The sequence below is a fragment of the Nocardia citri genome, from assembly GCF_054065835.1.
Genome location: NZ_JBSUQM010000008.1, coordinates 234,927 through 257,634 on the forward strand (window position 1 = coordinate 234,927; position 22,708 = coordinate 257,634).

Below are 22,708 nucleotides of genomic sequence, written 5' to 3' on the forward strand. Positions count from 1 at the left end.
CCGTGCCAGCTATCTCGGACCGGAGCCGCGTCGATGCTCGTGTGCGGAGTCGGCGATATGACGAAGCTGCCGTGTCGGCATGCGCTGTACCGGTGCGTGTGAATAAGGCCGCCGCTGCCGCCCATCTGCCGGTCGAGGCCGAAATATCCAGGGCGGCAACGTACTTTGCGGATTTCGACGGTATTCGGGGTGCGTTCGGTCGCGTCAGGTGCCCAGGGATACGCCGGCAGCGGTGATGGCGACCGATATCTCGAGTGTCGCGCCGAGAATGTCGCCGGACAGGCCGCCGAAGCGGCTGGTGCAATGCCGGGCCAGCAGGGCCGAAATACCCAGGGCGACAAGGACAACGGTGGGACCGAGCCAGCGATGGTCCGGGACGGCGAGGATGCCTGCGGCAACGGCGAGTGTGGACCAGAGCGCGACGGTGATCGAGTGCTGGGTCCCGGCGACCAGGGCGCCGAATCCGGCGTCGGGCGCGGCGGCGATGCCACGCCGACATGCGAGAACCACGACCACCCGGCCGACGGCCACCGCGAGCACCACCGCGAACCAACGCTCGGCCTGCGCCAGCGCGCCGAACGAAAACGCTTGGATCCCGACGGCGAACACCATCGCCGCCACCCCGAACGGCCCCGCACCGCCACTCTTCATGATCTCTCTGGCCCGCTCGGGCGAACCATAGGACCCCAACCCGTCCATCGTGTCGGCCAACCCATCCAGATGCATCCCCCGAGTGATGAGCGCCAACCCGGCAACCAGCACCAGCCCCGCAAGTGCCGCACTCGCCCCAGCCCACACCAGCACCCACAGCATCCCGACCCCAGCCACTCCGAGCAGGATGCCCACCAACGGCGCCAACCCGATCGCCCGCCTCGCCGCTTCCCGGTCGACACTGTCCGGCCCTCGCACCGGAAAGACTGTCAGCCACGACACCGCGAGTCGCGCACTGTTCATACCCGCCGCCCTGACGGGGTCGTCATCGCCGGACCGTCGCCAGCATCCGTTTCACGCTGCGGCACCATCGGCGCGCCCGCGGTGTGTGGCACACCGTTCATGCCGAGCGTTTCGTCGGTTCGCAGCGCCCGGCTCGCTTGCGACTGCAGATGTGTGCCGCCGTCGGTGGCCGCGACCGGCTTGTCAGTCGGAATCGTCGGCCGCCGACGGCGGGTGACGCGGTGCTTCGGACCGAGAGCCTCCGTTGGCCCGGAGTGCACGGTTCGCACATCGCTGGCGGCATCTGCGGCCACTGGCTACTTCCGCAAGTCCGGGTGCGCGGCCACTTCGGCGGCGACGTCGGTCTCGGCCTCGGCGGCCGAATCGGCGGTGCTCACACCGGCTTCGGCGAAAGTAGCCATTTCGGCGAGGGCAGCTACGGCGGCGCGCAGAATGGGGAGCGCCGTCAAGGCGCCGGAGCCTTCGCCGAGCCGCATGTCGAGGTCGAGGAGCGGGTCGAGGCGGAGGTGGCGCAGGGCGAGGGTGTGCGCGGGTTCGGTGGAGCGGTGGCCCGCGAGCCACCAGGCGCTGGCACCCGCGGCCAGGTCCTCGGCGACCAGCGCGGCCGCGGTGACGACCACGCCGTCGAGAATGACCGGTGTCCGGCGGGTCGCGGCTTGGGCGAGGAAGCCCGCCATGGCGGCGAAGTCGGCTCCTGCGGCTACCCGCAGCAGTTCGACCGGGTCCTTGGCGACCGGGCGGGCGCGGCGCATGGCGTCGCGGATCGCGGCGACCTTGCGGATCCAGCCGGCATCGTCCACGCCGGTACCCCGGCCGACCGCGGCGATGGGTTCGGTGTCGGTGAGGGTCGCGATGAGGACGGTGGCGGGGGTCGTATTACCGATGCCCATATCGCCCGCGATAAGCAGGTCGGCGCCCGCATCGATCTCCTCGTCGGCGATCGCCTTGCCCGCGGCGAGCGCGGCATTGATCTCGTCCTCGCTGAGCGCGTCTTCGCGATCGATCGCCCCGCTCGAGCGCCGCACCTTGTGCATGGCGACCTGTGGATCGGCATCGGCATCGACGGATATGTCGACGACTCGCACGGTCGCGTCCGCGACCCTGGCCAGGGTATTCACCGCCGCGCCGCCGCCGACGAAATTGGCGACCATCTGCGCGGTCACTTCACTCGGATACGCCGAAACACCATGGCGCGCAATGCCGTGATCTCCGGCGAACACCACCACCCGCGCCCGCTCGAACTGCTTCGGCGGGCAAATACCCTGGCATGCCGATACCCAATTGCCGAGCGTCTCGAGCCGCCCGAGCGCCCCACCGGGTTTGGTCAGCTGCGCCTGCCGCTGCTCCGCCGCCGCCCGAATCCCCGCATCGGGTGGCACAACCGGTCCGAATCCGTCTGTCACTATCGAGCCTTTCCGGGTCGGGGCAGTTCATTTCCTGCGCCGCAGTCCATATCCGGCCCAATCTTGCCGCGACCCCGACCATCCGCACCACCCACCCCGCACGATGTCTCGTCCCGCGCGCCTGCGGCCACCGCCCGACCGTCCGCACGGCACATACCGCGCGGTTGGTGCGACACCCTGTCGGGGCGCGGGTTTCGCAGGTGACGCGACGTGATCGCCGCAGCCGTGTGGTCCTATTTCAGGCGGAGGGGGAGCCCGGCGACAATCAAGAAGGCTTCGTCGCAGGTGCGTGCGAGGCGTTGGTTGAGTGCGCCGATTTCGTCGCGGAAGAGTCGGCCGGAGCGGGTGGCGGGGACGACGCCCATGCCTACTTCCGCAGTGACGATCACCAAGCGGCCGGGATAGTCGGCGACGGCGGCGACCAAGGCGTCCGCGTCGGGGGCGATGGTGCCGGGTGGGGCATCCCAGGCCTCGCGAACATCGATACGGGAGGTGAGCCAGGTGCCGATATCGTCGATCAGTGTGGTCCCGGCCGGGGCAGCGGCGGTGAGAACCGTTACCGGATCGGCGCTTTCGAGGACCGTCCAGTCCGCTGGCCTGCGGTCGCGGTGCCGGGCGATGCGCTCGGCGAAGTCGAGATCGGCCGGATCGGGAATCGCGGTGGCGACATAGCGCACCGGGCCGCCCTCGGCCGCCAATACCTCCGCGAACGTCGACTTACCGGATCGCGCGCCGCCGAGTACGAGGATGCGGTGCGCGCGGCTGCTGGTGGATGAGCGGTCCGACACGACAGCACCGTATCAATCCGGCAGGCTCAGGGCCGCTGCTCGGTCGGCTCCGTGCCGCCGAACCGGCGGCGATACTCGGTCGGCGCGATACCGACGACCTTCTGGAAGTGATGCCGCAGCAGCGCACCGGATCCGAAGCCCGATTGGGCGGCAATCTGTTCCAGGCCCTCGTCGGTATCCTCCAGCAGATGCTTCGCGTACAGCACCCGCTGATTGGTCAGCCATTTGACCGGTGTGGTTCCGGTTTCGGCGGCGAAGCGACGGGCGAAGGTGCGGGTGGACATCATCGAGCGGGCCGCCAGATCGTCGATGGTGTGCGGCAGGTCGAGATTCTCGTTCATCCACTGCAATGTGGAGCCGAGACTGTCGGAGGTGCATTCGGGCACCGGACGTTCGATGAATTGGCGTTGCCCGCCGTCGCGCTGCGGCGGCACTACCATCCGCCGCGCGATCGCATTCGCGACGGAACTGCCGATCTCCCGGCGCACCAGATGCAGACAGGCATCGATTCCGGCGGCCGTGCCCGCCGAGGTGATCAGATTCCCCTCGTCGACGAACAACACATCGGGATCGACGGTAGCCAGCGGAAACTGTGCCGCCAACTGGTCGACATGGCGCCAGTGCGTGGTGCATTTGCGACCGTCGAGCAGTCCGGCCGCTCCGGCCAGGAACGCACCGGAACATACGGTGAGTACAGTCGCACCGGCATCCGACGCCGCCTGGATCGCGCCGACAACCCGCGGATCGAGTCCCTGCTCGAAGGCCGATACGGGAAAGGCCGGAATCGCCACTAGATCGGCCTTCGCCAATTCCTCCAGCCCGAACTGCGGTGTAACGGTGACACCGGGGGTCGTCGACGGCAGTGGCTTGCCCGGGTCGGCCCCGCATACCTTGAAATCGAATCCGGGCAGTCCGTCGGCGGTCCGATCGAGTCCGAAAACCTCACAGACCACGCCGAATTCGAACATGGCCAGACGTTCGGCGAGCACCACTGCGACCTTGGACAGCATGCAGTCAGCGTACCTGGCTGGATCTTTGTGAACTATGTCAGAACAGCCACTATCGGCGCTAAATCGCCGAGCGCAAAATTACTGCCATGATTACTTTTCTCGTAAGCATGGCGGTAGTGGTGGGCTTCGCGGTCATCATCACACGAGGCGGCGGTTACGCCGGATCAGCGGATGTCATCGATCGCGACGCTCAGCGCCTGCAATCCGATCTGTCCGCCATCCTCGCCCGCTCCCAGCACCATTGAGGGCCCGACATTGGCGGGCCGTCGAACACGCGGCGCCGCAGATCACACAGCGTCGCCGGGCCCGACCCGCGGCTTCGGCGCCCGCATCTTGCGGATCTGCGAGGCGCGGACGAAGGCATACCAGCCCAGCTTGTAGCCGGTATCGATGCTGTCCGGGAAACGCTCACGCACTCGAGCGTTGACGATCCGGCCGAGCAGGAATCCCTCGGCGATCATGAAGACCATCATCACCAGCATGGCCAGCGTCACAATCGACTGCAGCGCGGGCGCGACGAACATCGACAGGATCAAGACCAGCGCCATCGGCATGAACAATCCGACCAGGTTGCGCCGGGCATCGACGATATCGCGCGCGAAGGCCCGCACCGGGCCCTGATCGCGGGGCAGCAGGTATTTGTCCTCACCGGCCAGCATCCTGGCGCGCCGGTCCTGGGCCGCCAGCCGACGCTCGGTCGAGGCCGCCTTGCGGTCCGCACGGCTACCGCGCGTGGCCCTGCGCCGGGCGCGGGCCTCCTTCGCGGTGAGCGGAGCCGGGGCTACTGGACCGCGCCGCTTGCCTTGGGCGTCACGACGTTTCGGCGTCGGTCGGCCCTTGCCCTCGGTGGCGGTGGTGGCTTTGGTGGTGGAGACTGCGGTCGAGCCGCCGTCCGAGCCCGCCGTCTGGTCGGCGCTCTCGTCGGTGGTGCTGGACTCGCCGCGACGGAACAATTTCACGCGACCAGGCTATTCGATGTCGTACCCCGTCGGAAACGAGGTCGGTGGGAGGTTGTGTCCACCGCGGCACCCGGTGGTGGCAAGATGGGGAATAGCAGCCTGCTGAGTAGTGTTGACAGACCACGAGCCGTGCGCTGTTCACGGGTTGAACAAGCTGTCCTGAGGAGAGTTCATGACTGTGCAAGACGAGACGACCACCCACGGTGTGACTCTGACCGATGCCGCCGCCAGCAAGGCCAAGGCGCTGCTCGACCAAGAGGGTCGCGACGACCTCGCGTTGCGCATCGCCGTGCAGCCCGGGGGTTGCGCCGGCCTGCGCTACCAGCTCTTCTTCGACGACCGCTCGCTCGACGGTGACCTGACCGTCGACTTCGGCGGTGTCACGCTGGCCGTCGACCGGATGAGCGCGCCGTACGTGCAGGGCGCCTCGATCGACTTCGTCGACACCATCGAGAAGCAGGGCTTCACCATCGACAACCCGAACGCCACGGGTTCCTGCGCCTGCGGCGACTCCTTCAACTGACACCTCGGTCGCCGGCCGATTGTCGCCGCGGCGAAGAAGTCATTGGTGTTCGGCGGATGCGCCAGTTGATACGGTGAAGGCGCGGGTTCGGTCCCGCGCCGTTCGTCGTCTGCCGCCTACTCGAAGGGGCCCAGCCTCGTGTCTATCGCCGTGTCCGCGTCCATAGCGACCGACCATCTCATGCGTTTCCCCGGACGGTTCGCCGACGCACTGCTGGCCGATCAGCTCGACCACGTTTCGGTGAGCTTTCTCGTCGATGATCTGCAGATCCGCAGGGGCGGTGTCGCGGGCAATATCGCCTACGCCATGGGCGTGCTCAATCGCACCCCGTTGCTCGTCGGCGCGGTCGGCGCCGATTTCGCGGAGTATGGCGCCTGGCTGGACAAGCACGGTGTCGACTGCTCGACTGTCAAGATCTCCGACCAGGCGCATACCGCGCGGTTCGTCTGCACCACCGATGACGATATGGCCCAGATCGCCTCGTTCTACCCGGGTGCGATGAGTGAGGCCCGCGACATCTCGATCGGTGAACTCGCCGAGCAGTACACTCTCGACCTGGTGCTCATCGGCGCCAACGACCCCGAGGCGATGCTGCGTCACACCGCCGAATGCCGTGAACTCGGCATCCCGTTCGCCGCCGACCCGTCCCAGCAACTGGCCCGCCTCGACGGCGATCAGGCCGTACAGCTGATCGATGGCGCCGCGTACCTTTTCACCAATAAGTACGAATGGGCGCTGCTGCTGCAGAAGACCGGTCTGAGCGAGGAAGAAATCGCGCGCAAGGTCGGTATCCGGGTTACCACGCTCGGCAAGGACGGTGTGCAGATCTTCGACCGCGACGGCACCGAGGTGACCGTCGGTGTGGTCCCCGAGGTGAACAAGGTCGAGCCAACCGGCGTCGGTGACGCCTTCCGCGCGGGCTTCCTCACCGGCCACACCACCGGACTGTCGCTGGAGCGCTCCGCGCAATTGGGTTCGCTCATCGCGGTTCTCGTACTCGAGACCATGGGCACCCAGGAGTGGACCCTCAACAAGGACGACGCCCTCGAACGCCTCGCCAAGGCCTACGGCCCCGAAGCCGCGGCGGATATCAAGCCCATACTCTGAACGACGCAAACCCGAACGGCCGCACCGCATCCTGGTGCGGCTGTTCGCATGTGCTTCGATAAGCACTCGGCGAAGCCGGCGCCGCCGCGCACGTCTCGGCGCGCCGCGCACGAATTCGCCGAGTAACCCGTGCGTGGCGCGCGAAGGTACGCGGCACAGTCGTAGTGCGCCGAAACGGCGGCGCTGCGTCACTGCGGCCGCTGTGCCGCGCACGCGCTGTCGCGCCGCGCACGAATTCGCCCGCGAATCGGTGGGCGGCGTGCGAAACGTGCGCGGCGGAGGGTGACTACAGCGAGACCGGGTAGACCGGCTCCTGGATGTCGGGGGTGATGCGCTTTTCGACGAAGATGCCGTGCCAGACCATGAAGACCAGCAAGGTCCACAGGCGGCGGCTGTGGTCGCCGCGGCCCGCGCGATGGTCTTCGAGCATGCCCTTGATCGCGCCCTTGTCCAGCAGATGATCGGTCTGCGATTCGGCGATCTGCAGGTGCGCCCAGTCGTATAGTTCGGTGCCGCGCAGCCAATGCCGCAGCGGGACCGGGAACCCCAGTTTCGCCCGGTGCAGCACATGCGGTGGGACGATGCCCTCCAGCGCTTGGCGCAGTGCGTATTTCGTGGTCTCCTTGGTGATCTTCTGCTCGAAGGACAGCTGCTCGGCGACCTTCAGCACCTCGGAGTCCAGGAAGGGCACACGCAGCTCGAGCGAATTCGCCATGGTCACCTTGTCGGCCTTGACCAGGATGTCACCGCGCAGCCAGGTGTAGAGATCGAGATGCTGCATACGCGCGATCGGGTCCCAACCGCGCGACTGCGCGTAGATCGGCGCGGTGACATCCTGATGGGTCCACTCCGGGCGGAACTCGCGTAGCACCGCACGCAACTGCGCATCGCTGAAGCTGCGCGCATTGCCGTAGTAGCGCTGCTCCAGGGTGAGCGAACCGCGGTGCAGCAGGCTCTTACCGCGCGTACCGTCCGGAATCCGGTCCGAGAGCTTGCCCGCCAGCTTGCGTAGCCCGCCCGGCAGGTACTCGAAGGGCTTGAGCGACAACGGTTCCCGATAGATCGTGTAGCCGCCGAACAGCTCGTCCGCGCCCTCACCGGAGAGCACCACCTTGACGTGCTTGCGGGCCTCCTTGGCCACGAAGTACAGCGGAACCAGCGCCGGATCGGCCACGGGATCGTCGAGGTACCAGACGATTTCCGGGATCGCGGCCGCGAATTCGGCGGGGGAGACCACCTTCACGATATGCCGCGCGCCGATCGCCTCGGCGCTCTCGGCGGCTACATCGACCTCGGAGTAGCCCTCGCGTTCGAAGCCGGTGGTGAAGGTGATCAGCTTCGGATTGTGCCGCATGGCCAGCGCCGCCACGGCGGTGGAATCGATGCCGCCGGACAGGAACGATCCGACCGTCACATCCGCGCGCATATGTTTGGCGACCGAGTCCTCCAGGGCCTCGGCGATTTCGCGATAGCGGGCGGCCGCCGAACCGGGCGCGAAGGCCCGCCCCGTGAACTGCGGATCGAAGTAGCGGGTGATCTGCGGCGCCTCGCCCGCCCGCACGGTCGCGTAGTGCCCGGATTCCAGGCGGCGGATGTCCTTGTGCAGGGTCTCCGGCTCCGGCACGTACTGCAGCACCGTGTAGTGCTCGAGCGCCCGCGGATCCAGCGCATCGGACAGCCCGAGGGCCGGCAACAGCTCCAGCAGACTCTTCTTTTCACTGCCGAACGCGGTCCCGCCGGGGCCCGTCGCCAGGAACAGCGGCTTGATCCCGAACGGATCGCGCGCCAGGAACAGCTCTCGGGTTTCGGTATCCCAGATCGCGAACGCGAACATGCCGCGCAGCTTGCGCACCGCCTCCGGACCCCAATAGTGGAAGGCCGCGACGATCGCCTCGCCATCGCCCGCGGTCTCGAAGATCCTGCCGTCCGGATACTCCTCGGCATAGGCCTTCGCGAGTTCCTCGCGGATCTCGATGTAGTTGTAGATCTCACCGTTGAACGTCAGCGCGTAGCGCTCCCGGTTCTGCGCCGGTCCCCAGCGCAGCGGCTGGTGCGAATGCTCGATATCGATGATCGACAGCCGGTTGAAGCCGTAGATCACATGATCGTCGTGCCAGGTACCGCGCTCGTCCGGGCCGCGATGGCGCACGCAGTGCAGGGCGTCGTACACCCGCTCCACTGTGTTCACCCACCCCGCCAGCTCCGCTGGCTGCCGTCCTCGGCGGTCGTCGGTTGCCGCATCAGATGTCAGAAATCCGAGCAGTCCACACACGGTGTCGGCAACCTCGTTTCCTACTTGGTCCGGGCACTCGCCCGATTCACTGGATGGCTGCGCCCGATCAGTGGGCGCACAGGACGAAAACTCGTGTCCGAGTATGCCGCACCGGACGGATCCGTGTGCCGCGCCCACACCCCGAAATGTTGTGCTCGCCTGCATCGCACCTGCCTGATTCGGCCGCGGCGCACGCCTTGTACTGCGACGATGTCCGGGTGACCGGATCAACCTCCGCATCGGTGGAGTGTCGAATGCGACCCGACGTCAGACGGGGCGCCGGTTTGGTCTACGCTGCGTAGTACTCAGGACATTCTCAGTTGGATCGCGCGCGAAACAAGCGGTCGACGGAATGCCCTGAACCTGCTTAGGACGTACCGCCGGGCGATCGCAACCCGAGCGGTGCACTGTCGGAATGTGTGGCGACCAGGAAGGCGTGAGCGTGGCGCACAAGGCGAGCGACGAGATCGGGGCACGCCCCGTGAAGGGTCGGCGGTATTTACCCGCCCCGCCGACTTCGTCGGCCAACCATCCCCCCAGCCGTCTCCTTCGGCGGGTCGGGCTGGCGGTGTCCCTGGGGATCACCGCGATGCTCGTCTCGGGCTGCTCGATCGACAATGTTGTGCTGCGATTCGGCTGGCCCTCGGGCATTACGCCGCAGGCCACCCGGATGCGGGAACTGTGGACCTGGTCGGTCATCGCGGCATTGGCGATGGGCGTGCTGGTGTGGGGTCTGACCTTCTGGACCGTCACCTTCCACCGCAAGAAGAAGGACTCCCCGGAGTTCCCGCGCCAGACCGGTTACAACGTGCCGCTGGAGCTGACCTACACGGCCGTGCCGTTCGTCATCATCGCGGTGTTGTTCTACTTCACCGTGGTCGTGCAGAACTACGTGCACGAAAAGGTCGCCGACCCGGACGTGACCGTCGACGTGACCGCCTTCCAGTGGAACTGGAAGTTCGGCTACCGCAATGTCGACTTCAAGGACGGCTACCGCTTCGACGGCATCGATAAGGCCCGCGAGGACGCCAACCAGGAGCAGTTGCAGGAGTACAAGGAGCGGACCAAGGACGGTCACCCGCAGCCGGGCCCGGTGCACGGCAAGCCGGAGAACGACATCCTGTCCTACCTGCACTACGACAAGGTCGAGACCGTCGGCTCCAGCTCCGAGATCCCGGTGCTCGTGCTGCCGACCAACAAGGTCGTCGAATTCCAGCTGGCCGCAGCCGATGTGGTGCACGCCTTCTGGGTGCCGGAGTTCCTGTTCAAGCGCGACGTGATGCCGAACCCGAAGGAAAACCACTCCGACAACGTCTTCCAGATCACCAAGATCGAGAAGGAAGGCGCGTTCGTCGGCCGCTGCGCCGAGATGTGCGGCACCTTCCACTCGATGATGAACTTCGAGGTCCGTGCGGTATCGCCGGAGAAGTTCACCAAGTACATCGATGCGCGCAAGGCGGGTAAGACCAACGCCGAGGCGCTCGAGTCCATCGGTGAATCCCCGGTCGCGACCTCCACCCAGCCGTTCAACACCAAGCGCGACACCAAGAGCGCGTCCGCGGTAGAGAGCAAGTGAGGACTGACCTGATATGAAGATCGAAGCGCGGATTTTCGAACTGCTCACGGTGTTCTTCATCATCGTGGCGGTCGTGTACGGCTACTTCACCGGCCAGTCGCGGACCGGAGTCGAGTGGGCCGGCACCACCGCGACGGTGCTGACCGCCGGTCTGTCGCTGATCATCGGCACCTACTTCCGTTTCGTCGCGCGTCGTCTCGACCTGCGTCCGGAGGACTACGAGGATGCCGAGATCGCGGACGGCGCGGGCGATCTGGGCTTCTTCTCGCCCGGCAGCTTCTGGCCTATCACCCTGGCCGCCGCGGGCTCCATCACCGCCCTCGGCCTGGCGTTCTTCCAGTTCTGGCTGATCGGCATCGGTGTGGTCTGCATCCTCGGCGCGGCCGCCGGTCTGGTCTTCGAGTACTACCTCGGCCCCGAGAAGCACTGAGCGAATAGCTCTTTCCGAGGCGCCTCACCGGAATCCGGTGGGGCGCCTCGGCGTTTCGGTGCAGTCTCACCCGCGTGACGGTGGCGAGCGCCGAGGTACGCACGGCGTTGTGACGAATGATCGCGATCGGGCTTCGGGACCAGTGCGTCGATCGGTGCGCGCAGCACGAATCTCGAGGCTCTTGTCGAAGGTGCTCACGCGGACATGTCTGCGCGGGCGAGGCGGGAGAGGATGCGGTTGGTAGAGCGCGGTGCGATGCCCGCCAGTCCGCGTAGGGTGCGTGCGAAGCGGGGTTCGAGGCGGGCTGGGCGGGTGCGGATGGCTGTTTCGATCAGGCGGGCGGCGTCGGTCGGTTCCAGTGCGGGTTCGGTGACGTAGTGCGCGATGGTGCCGGTGTCGGGTTGGACGGCCGGGTAGTGGACGGCGGTCACCTGGATGCCGTGGGGTGTGAGTTCGGCGTCCGCGCATTGACCGAAGGTGGTCCAGGCCGCCTGGGCGCTGGCGTGGGAGGCGGAATTCGGTGTGGCGCCGGACTTCAGGTTCCACGGGCCGACATTGATTACCTGGCCGGAGCCGGATTCCAGCATGGCGGGCAGCAGGCCGAGCGTCAGGCGCAGCGGACCGAAGTAGTTTGTCGCCATCATGCGCTGGTAGTCGCGGAAGCGGTCCAGCGATTGCGAGACCGGTCGGCGCGGCGGGCGGCCCGCATTGTTGATCAGCACGTCGACGCGGCCGAAATCGCTGAGCACCCAGCTGACGAGCTGATCGACATCACCGAGTGCGGAGATATCGCAGCGAAACCAATTCGCCGCAGCGCCCGCATCGACGATCTGATTGCAGGTGGCGACAAGTTGATCTGCGCGCCGGGCGACCAGCAGCACCTGCGCGCCCTGCTTGGCCAGCAGCGTGGCGGTAGCGCGACCGATTTCGGAACACGCATCCGTCACGAGAATCCGCAGACCGTAGATGGAGTCGGGTCGCTGACGCCGACGGTCCGGCAAACGGTGTGGAGCAGTGCGGAATTCGAGCATCAGAGCAACCTTCACCGTAGATGGGCTGAACCAACGCATCGACACCCCGCCGACAGTGCCGAAGCCGACCGCGTCACCAATAAATAGCCGAACCGCCGGATGACGGTGAAGCTATTTGTTGGCGACTATATGCGGCGCGACCTAGTCTAATCTGCGGAGTCGTACCGCAGGGCGTGTTCGGATGCGCAGATCTCATCTATTCCGGTGACGATGTCGCGCAACAGTTCTGAGGGCAGCGCCGAGGGCCGCAAACGGCAGGTGAAGGTGATCAGTCCGTGATCCTCGACCGCGAGTCCACGGGCTTGTGCCTCCTCGCGCAGGTACTTCGAGCGCACGCCGTAGGTCATCGCCGAGATGACCGTGAAGTATCCGGTCCGCTCTCGGTGCCCAGCAAATAGATCGTGCAGTCGGTAGAAGACCGAGGTGTAGGTCGACAGCGGCGCGAAAATCGCGACCCGGTAGGCGGGTCCGCGTTCCGAGGAGCTGATGACGGTATCGGCCAGGTACTCCGCATCTCGCAGTGTCAGCACCTTCGGGGCGAACATGAGCGCGCCCGCCGCGGCATTGCGCACCGGTGCGCCCGCGCGGCCGCCCGCGGCCGAGGCGATGACGCCCAGCGACTTCCTGGTCTTGGTGCCGACCTCTCGGCGCGCGCGCAGCGAGCGCGTGGGCGTAGTGGGGTACAAGCTCGACCACTGACCGAACCGAACGGTGCCCAGCTGCACATGGCCGGTGCCGACCGGACGCGACACCTTCAGCGGCGCGGTATCGACCCAACGACCGACCTGCAGTGTGACATTGCCCGGCCGGGCGATTTCGGCGTAGGCGTGTTCGACGAAGGAGTCGAAGTCCAGGAAGCGGTCGGCATCGGTGGTGAGCCACGTGTGGTCTTTATCGATATCGACCACATCGAGAGTGAGCGCGGTGATTATGCCCGCGCGCCCGCCCGCGCCGAGGATCCGATGGAAGCGCTCGGTGTGGTGGCTGCGTCCGCAGGTGCCGATGCGGCCGTCCGGATCGACGTACTCCAGGTCCACGATCTGATCGATGAACATGCCGTACTTGTGCGATGCCGTGCTGACACCGCCGACCGATGCGAAACCGCCCGCGGTGATATCGCGGTGGTCGCCGATGATCGGCAGACCGAGCCCGTGCGCGCCGAGGCGCCGATCGATATCGGAGAGTTTGGCGCCCGCCTGCACACGCACGGTGCGCCTGCCGAGGTTGATATCGAGCACCGCATTCATCTTTCGCAGTGACAGCACCGTGCGCGGATCCGGTAACAACAGACCGTCGTCGATGGGTTCGCCGCCACGCACCGTGAGGCTCTCCGCGCGCCCGCGTGAATTCCGCACTGTGCGAACGACATCCGCGGTGTCACGAGGTAGATATTCTTCGGCGGCGACAGTGTGCGGCGTGCTCATGGATCGAAAGCTAACCACAGCGCGGGCTCCGATGCTCGTTCGATCTTGTCGGTTACCGGACCGGCGGCGCCAGCCGCTGGCTGAACAGGACGGATCCGGTCGCATCGCACAGATTGACCGTCAGTTCCCTTGACTTGCCATCGATCAGCACCTCACCGAAATGTTGGAAGCTGTCCAGCGGTGAGGCGTTCTGAACAGCTGGCGCGTGCACGAATACCGCCTCCGGACCGAAGGTGCCGTCGAGCGGATTCGGGCCGAACGCACCGGCATTCAGCGGTCCGGACACGAACTCCCAGAACTCGTCGAAGTCGGTGAAGGCGGCGCGCTCGGGCGAATAGTGGTGGGCCGCGGTGTAGTGCACATCCGCGGTCAGCCAGACCACACCGCGTACCTTGTTCGCCTTGTTCGCCGAGAGTACTTGCGCGATTTCGGTTTCCCGGCCGGAGGGGGCGCCGTTATCACCATTGGCGGGGCCCTCGTAGGCCGTCACCTTCTGTTCACCGTCCTTGACGACAAGGCCGAGCGGTAGGTCATTGGCGATGATCTTCCAGGTGGCCTTGGATTCGCGCAGCCCCTCGATGAGCCACGTCGTCTGTTCCGGACCGAAGATGCGTCCGCTGGGTCCGTTGTCGATGTCGTTGGTGTCCTTATACGTCCGCATATCCAGCACGAAGATGTCCAGCAGCGGACCGTAGGAGATCTTGCGGTAGAGGCGGCCGTCGACCGCCTCTTTGGGCTCCAGCGGCATCCACTCGTGGAAGGCCTGCCAGGAGCGGATCGCGAGCGTGTCCATGCTGCGCTCGCTGTAGCCCTTGGTCTCGGCGACGAGCCCGCCGTGGTACCAGTTGTTGACGGTTTCGTGGTCGTCCCACTGGACCACCTGGGCGACCGCGGTGTTGAAGCGGCGGTAGTTCTGGTCGGTCAGGTTGTAGGCGTAGTTGCCGCGGAACTGGTCCAGGGTCTGCGCGACAGCGCTTTTCGCCTCGGAGACGGTATTGCGCCAGATCCGGCCGTCGGGCAGCGTCACCGATTCCTGCAGTGGCACGTCGGCGTAGATCGAGTCACCGGAGTGGATGAACAGATGCGGGTCGCGTGCGGCCATGGCGGAGAAGATCTTCATACCGCCGAGTTCGGGGTTGATGCCGTAGCCCTGGCCGACCACATCGCCGGACCACTGCAGCCTGATATCGGACGCACCGGTGGGCACGGTGCGGAAGACCCCGGTGATCGGCTCGGAGGTGGCACCGTCTTCGGTTTCGAGGATGACCCGGTAGTGCACCTGCTTGCCCGCGGGCAGACCGTTGACGCGCACGCGTCCGGTGCCGTCGGAATCCGGGGTGAGGAGCGGGCCGGTGAATCGTTTGGCGTCGGTGAAGGATTCGGTGGCGGCGGTCTCGACGATCAGCTTCGCGGGCTGATCGGAGCGCGCCCAGATCAGCGCGCCGTCGGTGCGCGGATCGCCCACCGCGACACCGTGAGTGAGTTTCGGGCGCGGGCGGACCAGCGCGGGTCCGTCGTTCGAGCAGGCGGCCAGAGCGGGGACCGCGGCGAGACCGAGGGCGGAGGTACGCAGCAGGGTGCGCCGGGAGATGCCGAAGTCCGAGCCAGTCATTCGCCCAGCTTCGCGCAGCGAGTCCAACATAATGTGAACTCCCACCGTCGGTGCGGCCAACAGGTGCCCGGTGTCAGCTGCGCGGTCGGAGTTCGAGGATCGGGATGAGGCGGTCGGTCTTCTTCTCATAGCCGAGGTAGCGCGGTTGCACGGCGGTGATCTGCTGCCAGGCGCGTTCCCGTTGGTCGCCGTCCAACTGTTCGGCCGTGACGTGGTACTTGGTACCGCCCACCTCGGCCCACACCTGATCGGGATGTGCGGCGATATTGTGGTACCAGCCCGGATGTTGGATCGCGCCGCCCATCGAGGCGACGATCAGCCAGCCGCCGTCATCCGCCGGAAATCGGCTCACCGTCACCCGACGTTCCTGACCGCTCTTCGCGCCGACGGTGGTCAGATACACCAAGTCCATCCCCAGGAACCGGTCGTGCCGGAAGCGGTGATATCGCTCCATCGCCCGGATGAGGATCCGGAACACCGGATTGGGCGAGGGCGGTCGAGATCCTCGGGTCCCGGCTGGAATCTTCTGAAAACTCATGATTCGCTCCCATACCGCTCGGAACTGTCTGCCTACCAGCATGGCACTTCGATGATCATTCCGGGACCGACCGGGACCTCGGATGCCCGGAGACCCCGAACCGGAGTGATGCGGAATCTTCGGGCCGTGCGGAACTCACCGGCGGCTCACCATGTGGCATTGCCCGTGGCCAGCGCTGCCTGTGTCGCCATGTTTATCTCTAGCATCGGCGCCGCAGTCCGCGGGCAGCCATGTCACCGCGGCAACGCTGCTCGCAGGCGCTCATAGCCGTGGGACCCCGGTGCGAACGCCGCAGGCCTGGCGATGCGCTGCCGCCACGAACGCCGCACACGCGGCGGGATCTTTATCCCCGGTGGCTGCTTCGACTCCGCTGTTGACGTCCACCGCGAACGGACGCACCCGCGTGATGGCATCGGCGACATTGTCCGGACCGAGACCACCGGCGAGGACGACCGGGCAGCCCAGTTCGCGCAGCGCGGTCACGACAGCCGCACTCACCGACCAGTCGTGAGTGCGGCCGGTGCCGCCCAATCGGTCCGCGGTACGCGAATCGAGCAGTACCGCATCGCAATTCGCGGCGGCACAGCGTGCGGCATCGACGGCCTCCGGCCCGGTGACGTGCACCGCCGTGATGATCTTCCGGCCGCCGGCGTTCTTTCGGACTTCACAAACGGTGTCGATCGTGACAAGCCCGTGGATCTGGATCGCGTCCACACCGACGCGGTCGGCCAGACTCACGATCGCGGCGGCGTCCTCCAAATGGGTGACCAGGACACGGGTGACGAACGGCGGAGCGAGTCGCGACAGCGCCGCCGCGTGCTCGGCGTCGAGGGCATCCTCGCTGAAATGGGTGATCCCGGAGATGAACCCGACGGCGTCGGCACCGGCGGCCAGCGCGATCCGCAGATCGTCTTCGGACCTGATCCCGCAAATCTTTGCGCGCACCGTCACGACTCGACGATATCCGCGCGGTGGTGCACGACGGGCTGTGGAATCGCCGAAAACCGAACGAGCCCGGTGCGTTCGGCACCGGGCTCGCGGGGGATTGTGCGGCGCTAGCTGGCGGCCGTCTCGGGAATGCGGGTTGCTTCAGGGGCGGAACCGCTGGGGACGCCCTTCTTCAGGCTGGCGGCGTAGACGTCGACGTATTCTTGGCCGCCGAGCTGCATGAGCTCGTACATGACCTCATCGGTAACGGCGCGTTCGACGAAGCGGTTGCCGCCCATACCTTCGTAGCGGGAGAAGTCGATGGGGGTACCGAATTTGACGGTGACCTTATGGCGGCGCCAGCGGAACGGGCCGGGCGGGCAGACCTCGAAGGTACCGATGACAGCGACCGGGATAACGGGAACACCGGTTTCGAGCGCGAGGCGGGCCAGACCGGTCTTGCCCTTGTACAGGCGACCGTCGGGGGAGCGGGTGCCCTCCGGGTAGAGGCCGACGAGGTGACCCTTGTCGAGCAGTTTGCGTGCGGCGTTGAGCGCGTCCTCGGCCGCGTCGGCGCCACTGCGGTCGATCGGGTACTGGCCGGTGGCGCTGAAGAAGAACTTCTGCAGCCGACCCTTGAAGCCGGGGGCGGTGAAGTACTCGGCCTTGGCGAGATAGCTGATGCGACGCGGGCTCATCAGGGGAGCGAACAACCAGTCCGAGAAGGACAAGTGGTTCCCGGCCACGATGGCCGGTCCGTCGGCCGGGATATGCTCCACGCCTTCGACCGTCGGACGGTTGTAGAGGTGCATGAACGGTCCCGGGAACAGATACTTCAGCATCCAGTACAGCATGGCGTCCTAACCCCCGCGGGCGGGATCGTTTACGGATACAGCCGTTAGTTGCCGACTTTACCGCTGGGTACAGATCACATCCAACCGGAGCGGCGGATCTCACCACATGTTCTCGAGGACTGATACCGCACCGCCCGCGGCGTGAGCGACGGGCCCGCAGGCGGTAGCGCAAGCATGACCACCGAGGCCCCCGGGAGCGCCGCGATCGAACTCAGTGGGTGGAACGAGCCACCCAGGAACGGCTGCGGCCGGTCTCGGCGAGGGCGGCTCTGGCGAGTTCCGCCGCGCCGATCATCCCCGCTGCCTCACCGAGCTGTGTGGTCCGAATCCGGGCGAGTGGCCGATGCCCCGATCCGGTGATCGACCGCGCGTACTCCTCGCGCGCCTCGTCCAGGAACAATGGCGCCGAACTGCTTACGCCACCGGCGATTACGATCAGCCCGGGATCGAAGATATCGCTGACGAACGCCAGCCCGAGCCCGAGCCAGCGGGCGAAATCGGCCATGACCGCCACGGCCAACGGGTCGCCGTCCTGGGCGGCCCCGGCCACCCGGCGGCCGGTCAACGAACCGGGGTCGCGCAGCACCTCGCGCGCCAGCACCGTCGAATGCACCGGATCCGTGGCCAGCATTTCGATCGCGGTATCGACCAGAGCCGTTCCGCTGCAATACCTTTCCCAACAGCCCCGCTTACCGCACGGACAGGACCGGCCCTGCGGCACCACCTGCAGATGGCCCAGCTCCGGTGCGATACCGTGCGTGCCCCGATACAGTTCGCCATCGATGAGCAGGGCCGCGCCGATGCCGGTGCCGATCGCGACGAGCACCGAATTGTGCCCGCCCGCCGCCGCGCCGAATCGGTATTCGGCCCACATGGCGGCATTGGCATCGTGTTCGAGAATCACCGGTAGTTCGAGACGCTCGGTGAGCCGCTGCGCGACCGGGGCGTCCTGCCAAGGTAGGTGCGGTGCGAAGCGCACCGTCGAGCGATCGGCGTTGATGAATCCGGCCACCGCGAGGCCGACCGCGGCGATCGGGTGCCGGCGGCACAGCTCGCGGACCGCGCGGTCCAGCGCGTTCTCCAGGGCCCGCGCCGAATGCGGTGTCGGCGCTACCACGGTGTCGAGCACCTCACCGTCGCCATCGACCACCGATGCGCGAATATTGGTGCCGCCGACGTCGATACCGACGGTCAGCGGTCGCGCATCCGCTGCTCGCGCCGTCATGCCTTGATCGTTACGGGGATGCCGATATAGCGGGATCGCTTGCGCCCGACCGAGGTCGCCTGCCGTGCGCGGGTATCCGCTTCGACGGGTGTGGATTCGGAATCCGGTGCCTCGTGGTGCTGTTCGGTGGCGAACGAATGATCGTGCGGCACACTGTCGTCGGGCATTACCGGATCAACCGGCACCCCGGCCAGCGCCTCGCGCAGCACCGTGACGATCGCGGTCCCGTGATCGGCCACCACCGCGAGCACATCGTGACGCTCACCGCGCACCAGCGCGGCGGCCGCGCAGACCGGGCACCAACTGCAACTCGACCAGTCCGGCTGTCCGTCGGCGGCGCGGCGCAGCACGGGTTCGACCCGTTCGAGCACGGCCTCGGCCAGCAGCTTCAATTCCGCGGCGAAATCGCCGAGGCTGTCACCGGGCTCGGCGCCGCCGGGCCAGCCGTCCGATTCGGTCATACCGGCCACGCTTCCGGGTCCGGGTGGAAACGCACGATCAGATGGCCGTTATCGAGTTCGGCGCCATCGACCGTGCACCGTCGCAATACCGGCGCCAGGCGCACCCGGCGTCGGACCCCGTCCGCTCCTACGATCAAATCGTCCTCCACTCGTCCCAGTCGCAGCGTCGCCGGATCGACGACGGGCAAGTGCATCCGCAACGCGTATACCGAATGCAGACCGGTGCCCGATTCCAATCGAACCACCGGCTCGCCGGAACTTGTGCGAACCTCCGCCGGATTGTCGCCCAGCATGGAGTCGCCATTCAACCGCTCACCCGGGCCCATCGCATACGACAGCGCGGACAGCGATGTGAGCCCTACCGGTTCGGGCCCGGTGTGCTGGGCGATCAGTACCCGTATCCCGTTCATACCCCGTTGCAGCCGGTTCACCACATCCAATTGTTCGGCGCGTCGATTCAGATACCACTGCACCGCGGGATGGGAGGCCACCTCCAGTGCGGTCGGCGGCGGGACGGCGGGCAGGACCTTGTTCACCACCACCGCGTCCAACCGCAGACCGAGCAGGGCGGTCGCCGAACGGACCCGCTCCGTTTCGGCGATGGCGACCTGTTCGGCGACGGTGATCAGGCGCGCACCGGTGCGGCCGTGATCGGCGAGCAGATCGCGTACTTCGGTCACCGCCTTGACGATCCGTTCCACCGTCGTGGCCAGCACCGCGCGCCGCAGATCGGTGCCGACGGCACTCATCGCCCGCGCATGCGGCGGCCACATCCGCTCCACATATCCGAGCAGGGTTTCCGGCGCGGTGACGATGCGCAACATATCCGCCGAGGGCGGGCAATCCACCACGATCACATCCCAGTCGTCCTCGGCGGCGAACTGGGTGATCTCCACCAGCATCAGCAATTCCTGCACGCCGGGCAATCCGGTCAGCTCCGACGGATCCAGCGCGGCCGGATCGATGCCGTGATCGTGGTTGGTGCCGGTCGTAAGCATCCGCACCACCTCGCGGAACCGATCCTCCAGCAGCGCAAGGGAATCGACCTCGATCACATCGAGTCCTCGCAGGACGCCGGCGACCCCGGACACGGTGCCGGGATCGTGCGGAAATCGGAAGCCGAGCGCGTCGCCGAGCGAATGCGCCTGATCCAGCGAGGCCACCAATACCCGCTGCCCCGCCCGGGCATAGCCCATGGCGGTAGCGCAGGCCAAAGTCGTTTTGCCGACCCCGCCTTTGCCGATGAATAGTTCGACCCGAGTTCCGGCCGCCTCGGGCTGGTGCGCGATCAGCCTTCGACCCGTTTCTTCAGTTCCTTGAGCGCGGTATCGGTGATTACTTTCTCGGCCTTGCGCTTGAACATTCCGATCATCGGGATATTCAGGTCGACGGTCAGCTCATAGGTCACCTCGGTGGTGCCGTCGGGCTGGTCGATGAGTTCGTAGGTGCCGTCCTGTGCCTTCTGCAGTTCGCCGCTGATCAGCGTCCAGCTGACCGATTTATCGTCGGGCCGCCAGGTATAGGACAGCACGTAGGTGTCCTTGACGACTCCGGCATCCAGGACGAAGCGTGCGGTCCGGGCCCGGCCGTCGACGCTTTTCTCCAGCACCTCAACGGTTTTCGCCGCCGAGACCCACTCCGGGTAGGATTCCAGATCGGCGATGACGGACATCACCCGCTGCGACGGTGCGTCGATGATGATCGACCTCTGGGTCCTGTCGGCCATGGCGGACAACGATTCCTTTCAGCTGCTGTGCTCTGCCTCAGCGGGCGGTCGGGGTGGTATGCGCCGGTGCGACACCGGCCGCGCGGCCCGCATCCAGCCTGGCCTTGATCTCGAACGACATATCCCTGCCCGCCACCCGGCGTGCCCGATTGGCGGCGGCGAGATCGCGCGTCGGCGCCGTCGGTTCGGCATGCAGGAAGTAGTGCAGGATCACCCCGTCCAGCGCGGGCTCCAGCCACACTTCCATGGTTCCGGTCAACGCACCGGCGACCGACCAGCGAATACCCTTGTCGGCCCGGTCTTCCCTGACTCCGAGGGTGAGATCGGGCCACCAACGGCGCCAATTGTTCTCCCCGGCCAGGATCTCGGCGACCGCGACCCCGGGTGCGGCGACAAACGTCTGATCAGCGACCTGAATACTGGTCACGGCTGCGCCTCGCCGACGCTCGGCTCCACCGTGCGCAGAGCGCGCTGGCACATGGTTCGCTCGCTTCGCTCACTCACGGCCGTGCCTCGCTGACGCTCGGCTCCGCCAGCAGTGGCGCGCTGTGTTGTTGGTTCATTCGCTGGCGCTCACTCACAGCCCGAGCGTAGTAGATCACATCTGTGAACCGTGAGCCGCCATCGCCTTATTGCAGCAGCTGACGCAGCCGAGCGCCCAGGCTGTCCCAGCGCCACTGTTCCTCGACCCACGCACGTCCCGCCGCGCCCATCGCGACGGCAGCGGCGCGATCGGACAGGATGTCGACAATGGCATCGGCAATCTCGGTGGTCTTGCGTCCATCGACGATGCGGCCGGTCTTGCCTTCCAGCACGGTCTCTGGCGCACCGCCCGAACGTCCGGCGACCACCGGTACTCCGGACGCCGAGGCCTCCAGGTACACGATGCCCAGCCCTTCGACATCGAGCCCGGCCCCGCGAGTCCGGCTCGGCATGGCGAACACATCGGCCAGGGTGTGGTGGGCCGCCAGTTCGCTGGATGGGACCCGGCCGGTGAAGACCACGTCATCGGTGACGTCGAGGGCCCCCGCGAGCGCGTGCAATTTTGGCTCGTAGGGCCCGCCGCCCGCGACCACCAGTACCGCACCGGGAATTCGCTTGCGGATCTCGAGCATGGCGACGATCAACGCGTCCTGTCCCTTGCGCGGCACCAGTCGGGACAGGCACAGGATGGTCGGGCGATCGCCGAGGCCATAGCGTTCGCGCAATTCCGCGCGCGCGGCTGGATCCGGCCGAAACGTCTCGGTATCGACCCCGGGCGGCAGATATTCGAGTGCGGCATCGGGCCCGAACGCCGAGGCGAACCGGCGGCGCGTATACCGGCTGACATAGGTGATGGCATCGGTGTGCTCGCCGATCACGCGCAGCGCCTGCCGTGCACCCGGCAGCATGGACCAGCCGACTTCGTGGCCGTGGGTGCTGGCCAGAATCCGGGTGGCGCCCGCGCGTCGCAGCATCGGCGACAGCAGTGCCAACGGTGCCGCAGCGCCGAACCACACGGTGTCGCAGTTCTCGCTGCGCAGCAGGCGCGCGGCCCGCCGCAATACCAGCGGGGTCGGCAGCATCAGCGTGGTCGGGTGGCGCACCACCTGGAATTTCTGCTTGGCATCGAATTTCAGATGACTGTCGCCACGCCACCGCGGGGCGTAGACGACCAGATCATCGGGCGGCAGCTCACCGGCCAGCGCCTGCAGATACGACTGGATACCGCCCGGCCGCGGCGGGAAATCATTGGTAACCAGCAGAGTTCGAGCCATGCGAACAAACTACTGTGTTTGATTTGCCGCGCCTGCGGCGCTCTGTCTTTGGCAGCGCCTTCGGCGCTGCGTGTTCGCGGCCCCCTGGTGTCTCGCGTCCGAGCCGTCGAGACTCGCGCCTGCGGCGCATG

At 66.6% G+C, this 22,708-nt stretch carries 24 protein-coding genes; 5 read left to right on the top strand and 19 right to left on the bottom strand.

Annotation, left to right across the window (positions count from 1 at the left end; genetic code table 11):
• Nucleotides 1–204 precede the first annotated feature (204 nt).
• The 5 genes from ACW2Q0_RS15275 to ACW2Q0_RS15295 form a co-directional block, all read right to left on the bottom strand.
• A complete protein-coding gene (locus ACW2Q0_RS15275; protein ID WP_457190492.1) occupies nucleotides 205–954 on the bottom strand; it encodes an adenosylcobinamide-GDP ribazoletransferase in 750 nt (249 codons plus the stop codon).
• On the bottom strand, nucleotides 951–1,247 hold the full coding sequence (locus ACW2Q0_RS15280) for a hypothetical protein (protein ID WP_457190494.1): 297 nt from the start codon (nucleotides 1,245–1,247) through the stop codon (nucleotides 951–953). The genes ACW2Q0_RS15275 and ACW2Q0_RS15280 overlap by 4 nt, the downstream gene beginning before the upstream one ends.
• A 3-nt stretch (nucleotides 1,248–1,250) precedes the next feature.
• Entirely contained in the window at nucleotides 1,251–2,357 is a 1,107-nt protein-coding gene (cobT, locus tag ACW2Q0_RS15285) for a nicotinate-nucleotide--dimethylbenzimidazole phosphoribosyltransferase (protein WP_457190496.1), read from the bottom strand.
• 233 nt (nucleotides 2,358–2,590) lie between these two features.
• A complete protein-coding gene (cobU, locus tag ACW2Q0_RS15290) occupies nucleotides 2,591–3,145 on the bottom strand; it encodes a bifunctional adenosylcobinamide kinase/adenosylcobinamide-phosphate guanylyltransferase (RefSeq protein WP_457190498.1) in 555 nt (184 codons plus the stop codon).
• Between the two features lie 26 nt (nucleotides 3,146–3,171).
• A complete protein-coding gene (locus tag ACW2Q0_RS15295; RefSeq protein ID WP_457190500.1) occupies nucleotides 3,172–4,155 on the bottom strand; it encodes a helix-turn-helix domain-containing protein in 984 nt (327 codons plus the stop codon).
• 86 nt (nucleotides 4,156–4,241) lie between these two features.
• On the opposite strand from ACW2Q0_RS15295, the gene ACW2Q0_RS15300 reads away from it, so the two are divergent.
• Complete coding sequence (locus ACW2Q0_RS15300; RefSeq protein ID WP_457190502.1) at nucleotides 4,242–4,400, top strand: hypothetical protein; 159 nt, start codon at nucleotides 4,242–4,244, stop codon at nucleotides 4,398–4,400.
• A gap of 42 nt (nucleotides 4,401–4,442) precedes the next feature.
• Here the strand turns inward: ACW2Q0_RS15300 and ACW2Q0_RS15305 are convergent, their stop codons facing one another.
• Nucleotides 4,443–5,114 (bottom strand): DUF3043 domain-containing protein, encoded by a 672-nt coding sequence (locus ACW2Q0_RS15305; RefSeq protein ID WP_457190504.1) that lies wholly within the window; start codon nucleotides 5,112–5,114, stop codon nucleotides 4,443–4,445.
• A gap of 172 nt (nucleotides 5,115–5,286) precedes the next feature.
• On the opposite strand from ACW2Q0_RS15305, the gene ACW2Q0_RS15310 reads away from it, so the two are divergent.
• Nucleotides 5,287–5,637, top strand: a complete 351-nt coding sequence (locus ACW2Q0_RS15310; RefSeq protein ID WP_364504767.1) for a HesB/IscA family protein — start codon at nucleotides 5,287–5,289, stop codon at nucleotides 5,635–5,637.
• A 138-nt stretch (nucleotides 5,638–5,775) separates the two neighbouring features.
• Nucleotides 5,776–6,744, top strand: a complete 969-nt coding sequence (locus tag ACW2Q0_RS15315) for a carbohydrate kinase family protein (RefSeq protein WP_457190507.1) — start codon at nucleotides 5,776–5,778, stop codon at nucleotides 6,742–6,744.
• Nucleotides 6,745–7,030: 286 nt separating this feature from the next.
• Here the strand turns inward: ACW2Q0_RS15315 and asnB are convergent, their stop codons facing one another.
• Nucleotides 7,031–9,016 carry an asparagine synthase (glutamine-hydrolyzing) gene (gene asnB, locus ACW2Q0_RS15320; RefSeq protein WP_457190509.1) on the bottom strand — a complete coding sequence of 662 codons (1,986 nt, stop codon included), beginning with the start codon at nucleotides 9,014–9,016 and terminating at the stop codon, nucleotides 7,031–7,033.
• A gap of 442 nt (nucleotides 9,017–9,458) precedes the next feature.
• On the opposite strand from asnB, the gene ctaC reads away from it, so the two are divergent.
• Complete coding sequence (ctaC, locus tag ACW2Q0_RS15325) at nucleotides 9,459–10,592, top strand: aa3-type cytochrome oxidase subunit II (protein ID WP_457190564.1); 1,134 nt, start codon at nucleotides 9,459–9,461, stop codon at nucleotides 10,590–10,592.
• 13 nt (nucleotides 10,593–10,605) lie between these two features.
• Complete coding sequence (locus ACW2Q0_RS15330; protein WP_457190511.1) at nucleotides 10,606–11,022, top strand: cytochrome c oxidase subunit 4; 417 nt, start codon at nucleotides 10,606–10,608, stop codon at nucleotides 11,020–11,022.
• A gap of 194 nt (nucleotides 11,023–11,216) precedes the next feature.
• Here ACW2Q0_RS15330 and ACW2Q0_RS15335 read toward each other — a convergent pair whose 3' ends face one another.
• From ACW2Q0_RS15335 to ACW2Q0_RS15390, 12 genes are all read right to left on the bottom strand, one after another.
• On the bottom strand, nucleotides 11,217–12,053 hold the full coding sequence (locus ACW2Q0_RS15335) for an SDR family NAD(P)-dependent oxidoreductase (protein WP_457190513.1): 837 nt from the start codon (nucleotides 12,051–12,053) through the stop codon (nucleotides 11,217–11,219).
• Between the two features lie 146 nt (nucleotides 12,054–12,199).
• On the bottom strand, nucleotides 12,200–13,477 hold the full coding sequence (locus tag ACW2Q0_RS15340) for an FAD-binding oxidoreductase (RefSeq protein WP_457190515.1): 1,278 nt from the start codon (nucleotides 13,475–13,477) through the stop codon (nucleotides 12,200–12,202).
• Nucleotides 13,478–13,529: 52 nt separating this feature from the next.
• On the bottom strand, nucleotides 13,530–15,089 hold the full coding sequence (locus tag ACW2Q0_RS15345) for an alkaline phosphatase D family protein (RefSeq protein WP_457190517.1): 1,560 nt from the start codon (nucleotides 15,087–15,089) through the stop codon (nucleotides 13,530–13,532).
• A 73-nt stretch (nucleotides 15,090–15,162) separates the two neighbouring features.
• A complete protein-coding gene (locus ACW2Q0_RS15350; RefSeq protein ID WP_457190519.1) occupies nucleotides 15,163–15,627 on the bottom strand; it encodes a nitroreductase/quinone reductase family protein in 465 nt (154 codons plus the stop codon).
• 261 nt (nucleotides 15,628–15,888) lie between these two features.
• Nucleotides 15,889–16,578, bottom strand: a complete 690-nt coding sequence (locus ACW2Q0_RS15355; RefSeq protein ID WP_457190521.1) for a phosphoribosylanthranilate isomerase — start codon at nucleotides 16,576–16,578, stop codon at nucleotides 15,889–15,891.
• A 104-nt stretch (nucleotides 16,579–16,682) separates the two neighbouring features.
• Entirely contained in the window at nucleotides 16,683–17,408 is a 726-nt protein-coding gene (locus ACW2Q0_RS15360; protein WP_457190523.1) for a lysophospholipid acyltransferase family protein, read from the bottom strand.
• 211 nt (nucleotides 17,409–17,619) lie between these two features.
• Nucleotides 17,620–18,633: an ROK family protein gene (locus ACW2Q0_RS15365; RefSeq protein WP_457190525.1), complete on the bottom strand. Its 1,014-nt coding sequence runs from the start codon at nucleotides 18,631–18,633 to the stop codon at nucleotides 17,620–17,622.
• The gene (locus ACW2Q0_RS15370) at nucleotides 18,630–19,094 is read right to left on the bottom strand and encodes a hypothetical protein (protein ID WP_457190527.1); all 465 of its coding nucleotides are present in this window, start codon (nucleotides 19,092–19,094) and stop codon (nucleotides 18,630–18,632) included. Before ACW2Q0_RS15370 ends, ACW2Q0_RS15365 begins: the two co-directional genes overlap by 4 nt.
• Entirely contained in the window at nucleotides 19,091–20,386 is a 1,296-nt protein-coding gene (locus ACW2Q0_RS15375) for an ArsA family ATPase (protein ID WP_457190566.1), read from the bottom strand. The genes ACW2Q0_RS15370 and ACW2Q0_RS15375 overlap by 4 nt, the downstream gene beginning before the upstream one ends.
• Nucleotides 20,383–20,820: an SRPBCC family protein gene (locus ACW2Q0_RS15380; RefSeq protein ID WP_457190529.1), complete on the bottom strand. Its 438-nt coding sequence runs from the start codon at nucleotides 20,818–20,820 to the stop codon at nucleotides 20,383–20,385. Before ACW2Q0_RS15380 ends, ACW2Q0_RS15375 begins: the two co-directional genes overlap by 4 nt.
• A 37-nt stretch (nucleotides 20,821–20,857) precedes the next feature.
• Nucleotides 20,858–21,247 carry a polyketide cyclase / dehydrase and lipid transport gene (locus ACW2Q0_RS15385; RefSeq protein WP_457190531.1) on the bottom strand — a complete coding sequence of 130 codons (390 nt, stop codon included), beginning with the start codon at nucleotides 21,245–21,247 and terminating at the stop codon, nucleotides 20,858–20,860.
• A gap of 202 nt (nucleotides 21,248–21,449) precedes the next feature.
• Nucleotides 21,450–22,577, bottom strand: a complete 1,128-nt coding sequence (locus ACW2Q0_RS15390; protein ID WP_457190533.1) for a glycosyltransferase family 4 protein — start codon at nucleotides 22,575–22,577, stop codon at nucleotides 21,450–21,452.
• Nucleotides 22,578–22,708: the final 131 nt, after the last annotated feature.

Bases quoted from the DNA above. Each gene is read 5' to 3' on its own strand.
- ACW2Q0_RS15295 (WP_457190500.1), bottom strand. From the start codon at position 4,155: ATGCTGTCCAAGGTCGCAGTGGTGCTCGCCGAACGTCTGGCCATGTTC.
- ACW2Q0_RS15350 (WP_457190519.1), bottom strand. From the start codon at position 15,627: ATGAGTTTTCAGAAGATTCCAGCCGGGACCCGAGGATCTCGACCGCCC.
- ACW2Q0_RS15370 (WP_457190527.1), bottom strand. From the start codon at position 19,094: ATGACCGAATCGGACGGCTGGCCCGGCGGCGCCGAGCCCGGTGACAGC.
- ACW2Q0_RS15275 (WP_457190492.1), bottom strand. From the start codon at position 954: ATGAACAGTGCGCGACTCGCGGTGTCGTGGCTGACAGTCTTTCCGGTG.
- ACW2Q0_RS15300 (WP_457190502.1), top strand. From the start codon at position 4,242: ATGATTACTTTTCTCGTAAGCATGGCGGTAGTGGTGGGCTTCGCGGTC.
- ACW2Q0_RS15360 (WP_457190523.1), bottom strand. From the start codon at position 17,408: ATGCTGTACTGGATGCTGAAGTATCTGTTCCCGGGACCGTTCATGCAC.
- ACW2Q0_RS15390 (WP_457190533.1), bottom strand. From the start codon at position 22,577: ATGGCTCGAACTCTGCTGGTTACCAATGATTTCCCGCCGCGGCCGGGC.
- ACW2Q0_RS15340 (WP_457190515.1), bottom strand. From the start codon at position 13,477: ATGAGCACGCCGCACACTGTCGCCGCCGAAGAATATCTACCTCGTGAC.
- ACW2Q0_RS15365 (WP_457190525.1), bottom strand. From the start codon at position 18,633: ATGACGGCGCGAGCAGCGGATGCGCGACCGCTGACCGTCGGTATCGAC.
- ACW2Q0_RS15335 (WP_457190513.1), bottom strand. From the start codon at position 12,053: ATGCTCGAATTCCGCACTGCTCCACACCGTTTGCCGGACCGTCGGCGT.
- ACW2Q0_RS15345 (WP_457190517.1), bottom strand. From the start codon at position 15,089: ATGACTGGCTCGGACTTCGGCATCTCCCGGCGCACCCTGCTGCGTACC.
- ACW2Q0_RS15330 (WP_457190511.1), top strand. From the start codon at position 10,606: ATGAAGATCGAAGCGCGGATTTTCGAACTGCTCACGGTGTTCTTCATC.
- ACW2Q0_RS15310 (WP_364504767.1), top strand. From the start codon at position 5,287: ATGACTGTGCAAGACGAGACGACCACCCACGGTGTGACTCTGACCGAT.
- ACW2Q0_RS15380 (WP_457190529.1), bottom strand. From the start codon at position 20,820: ATGGCCGACAGGACCCAGAGGTCGATCATCATCGACGCACCGTCGCAG.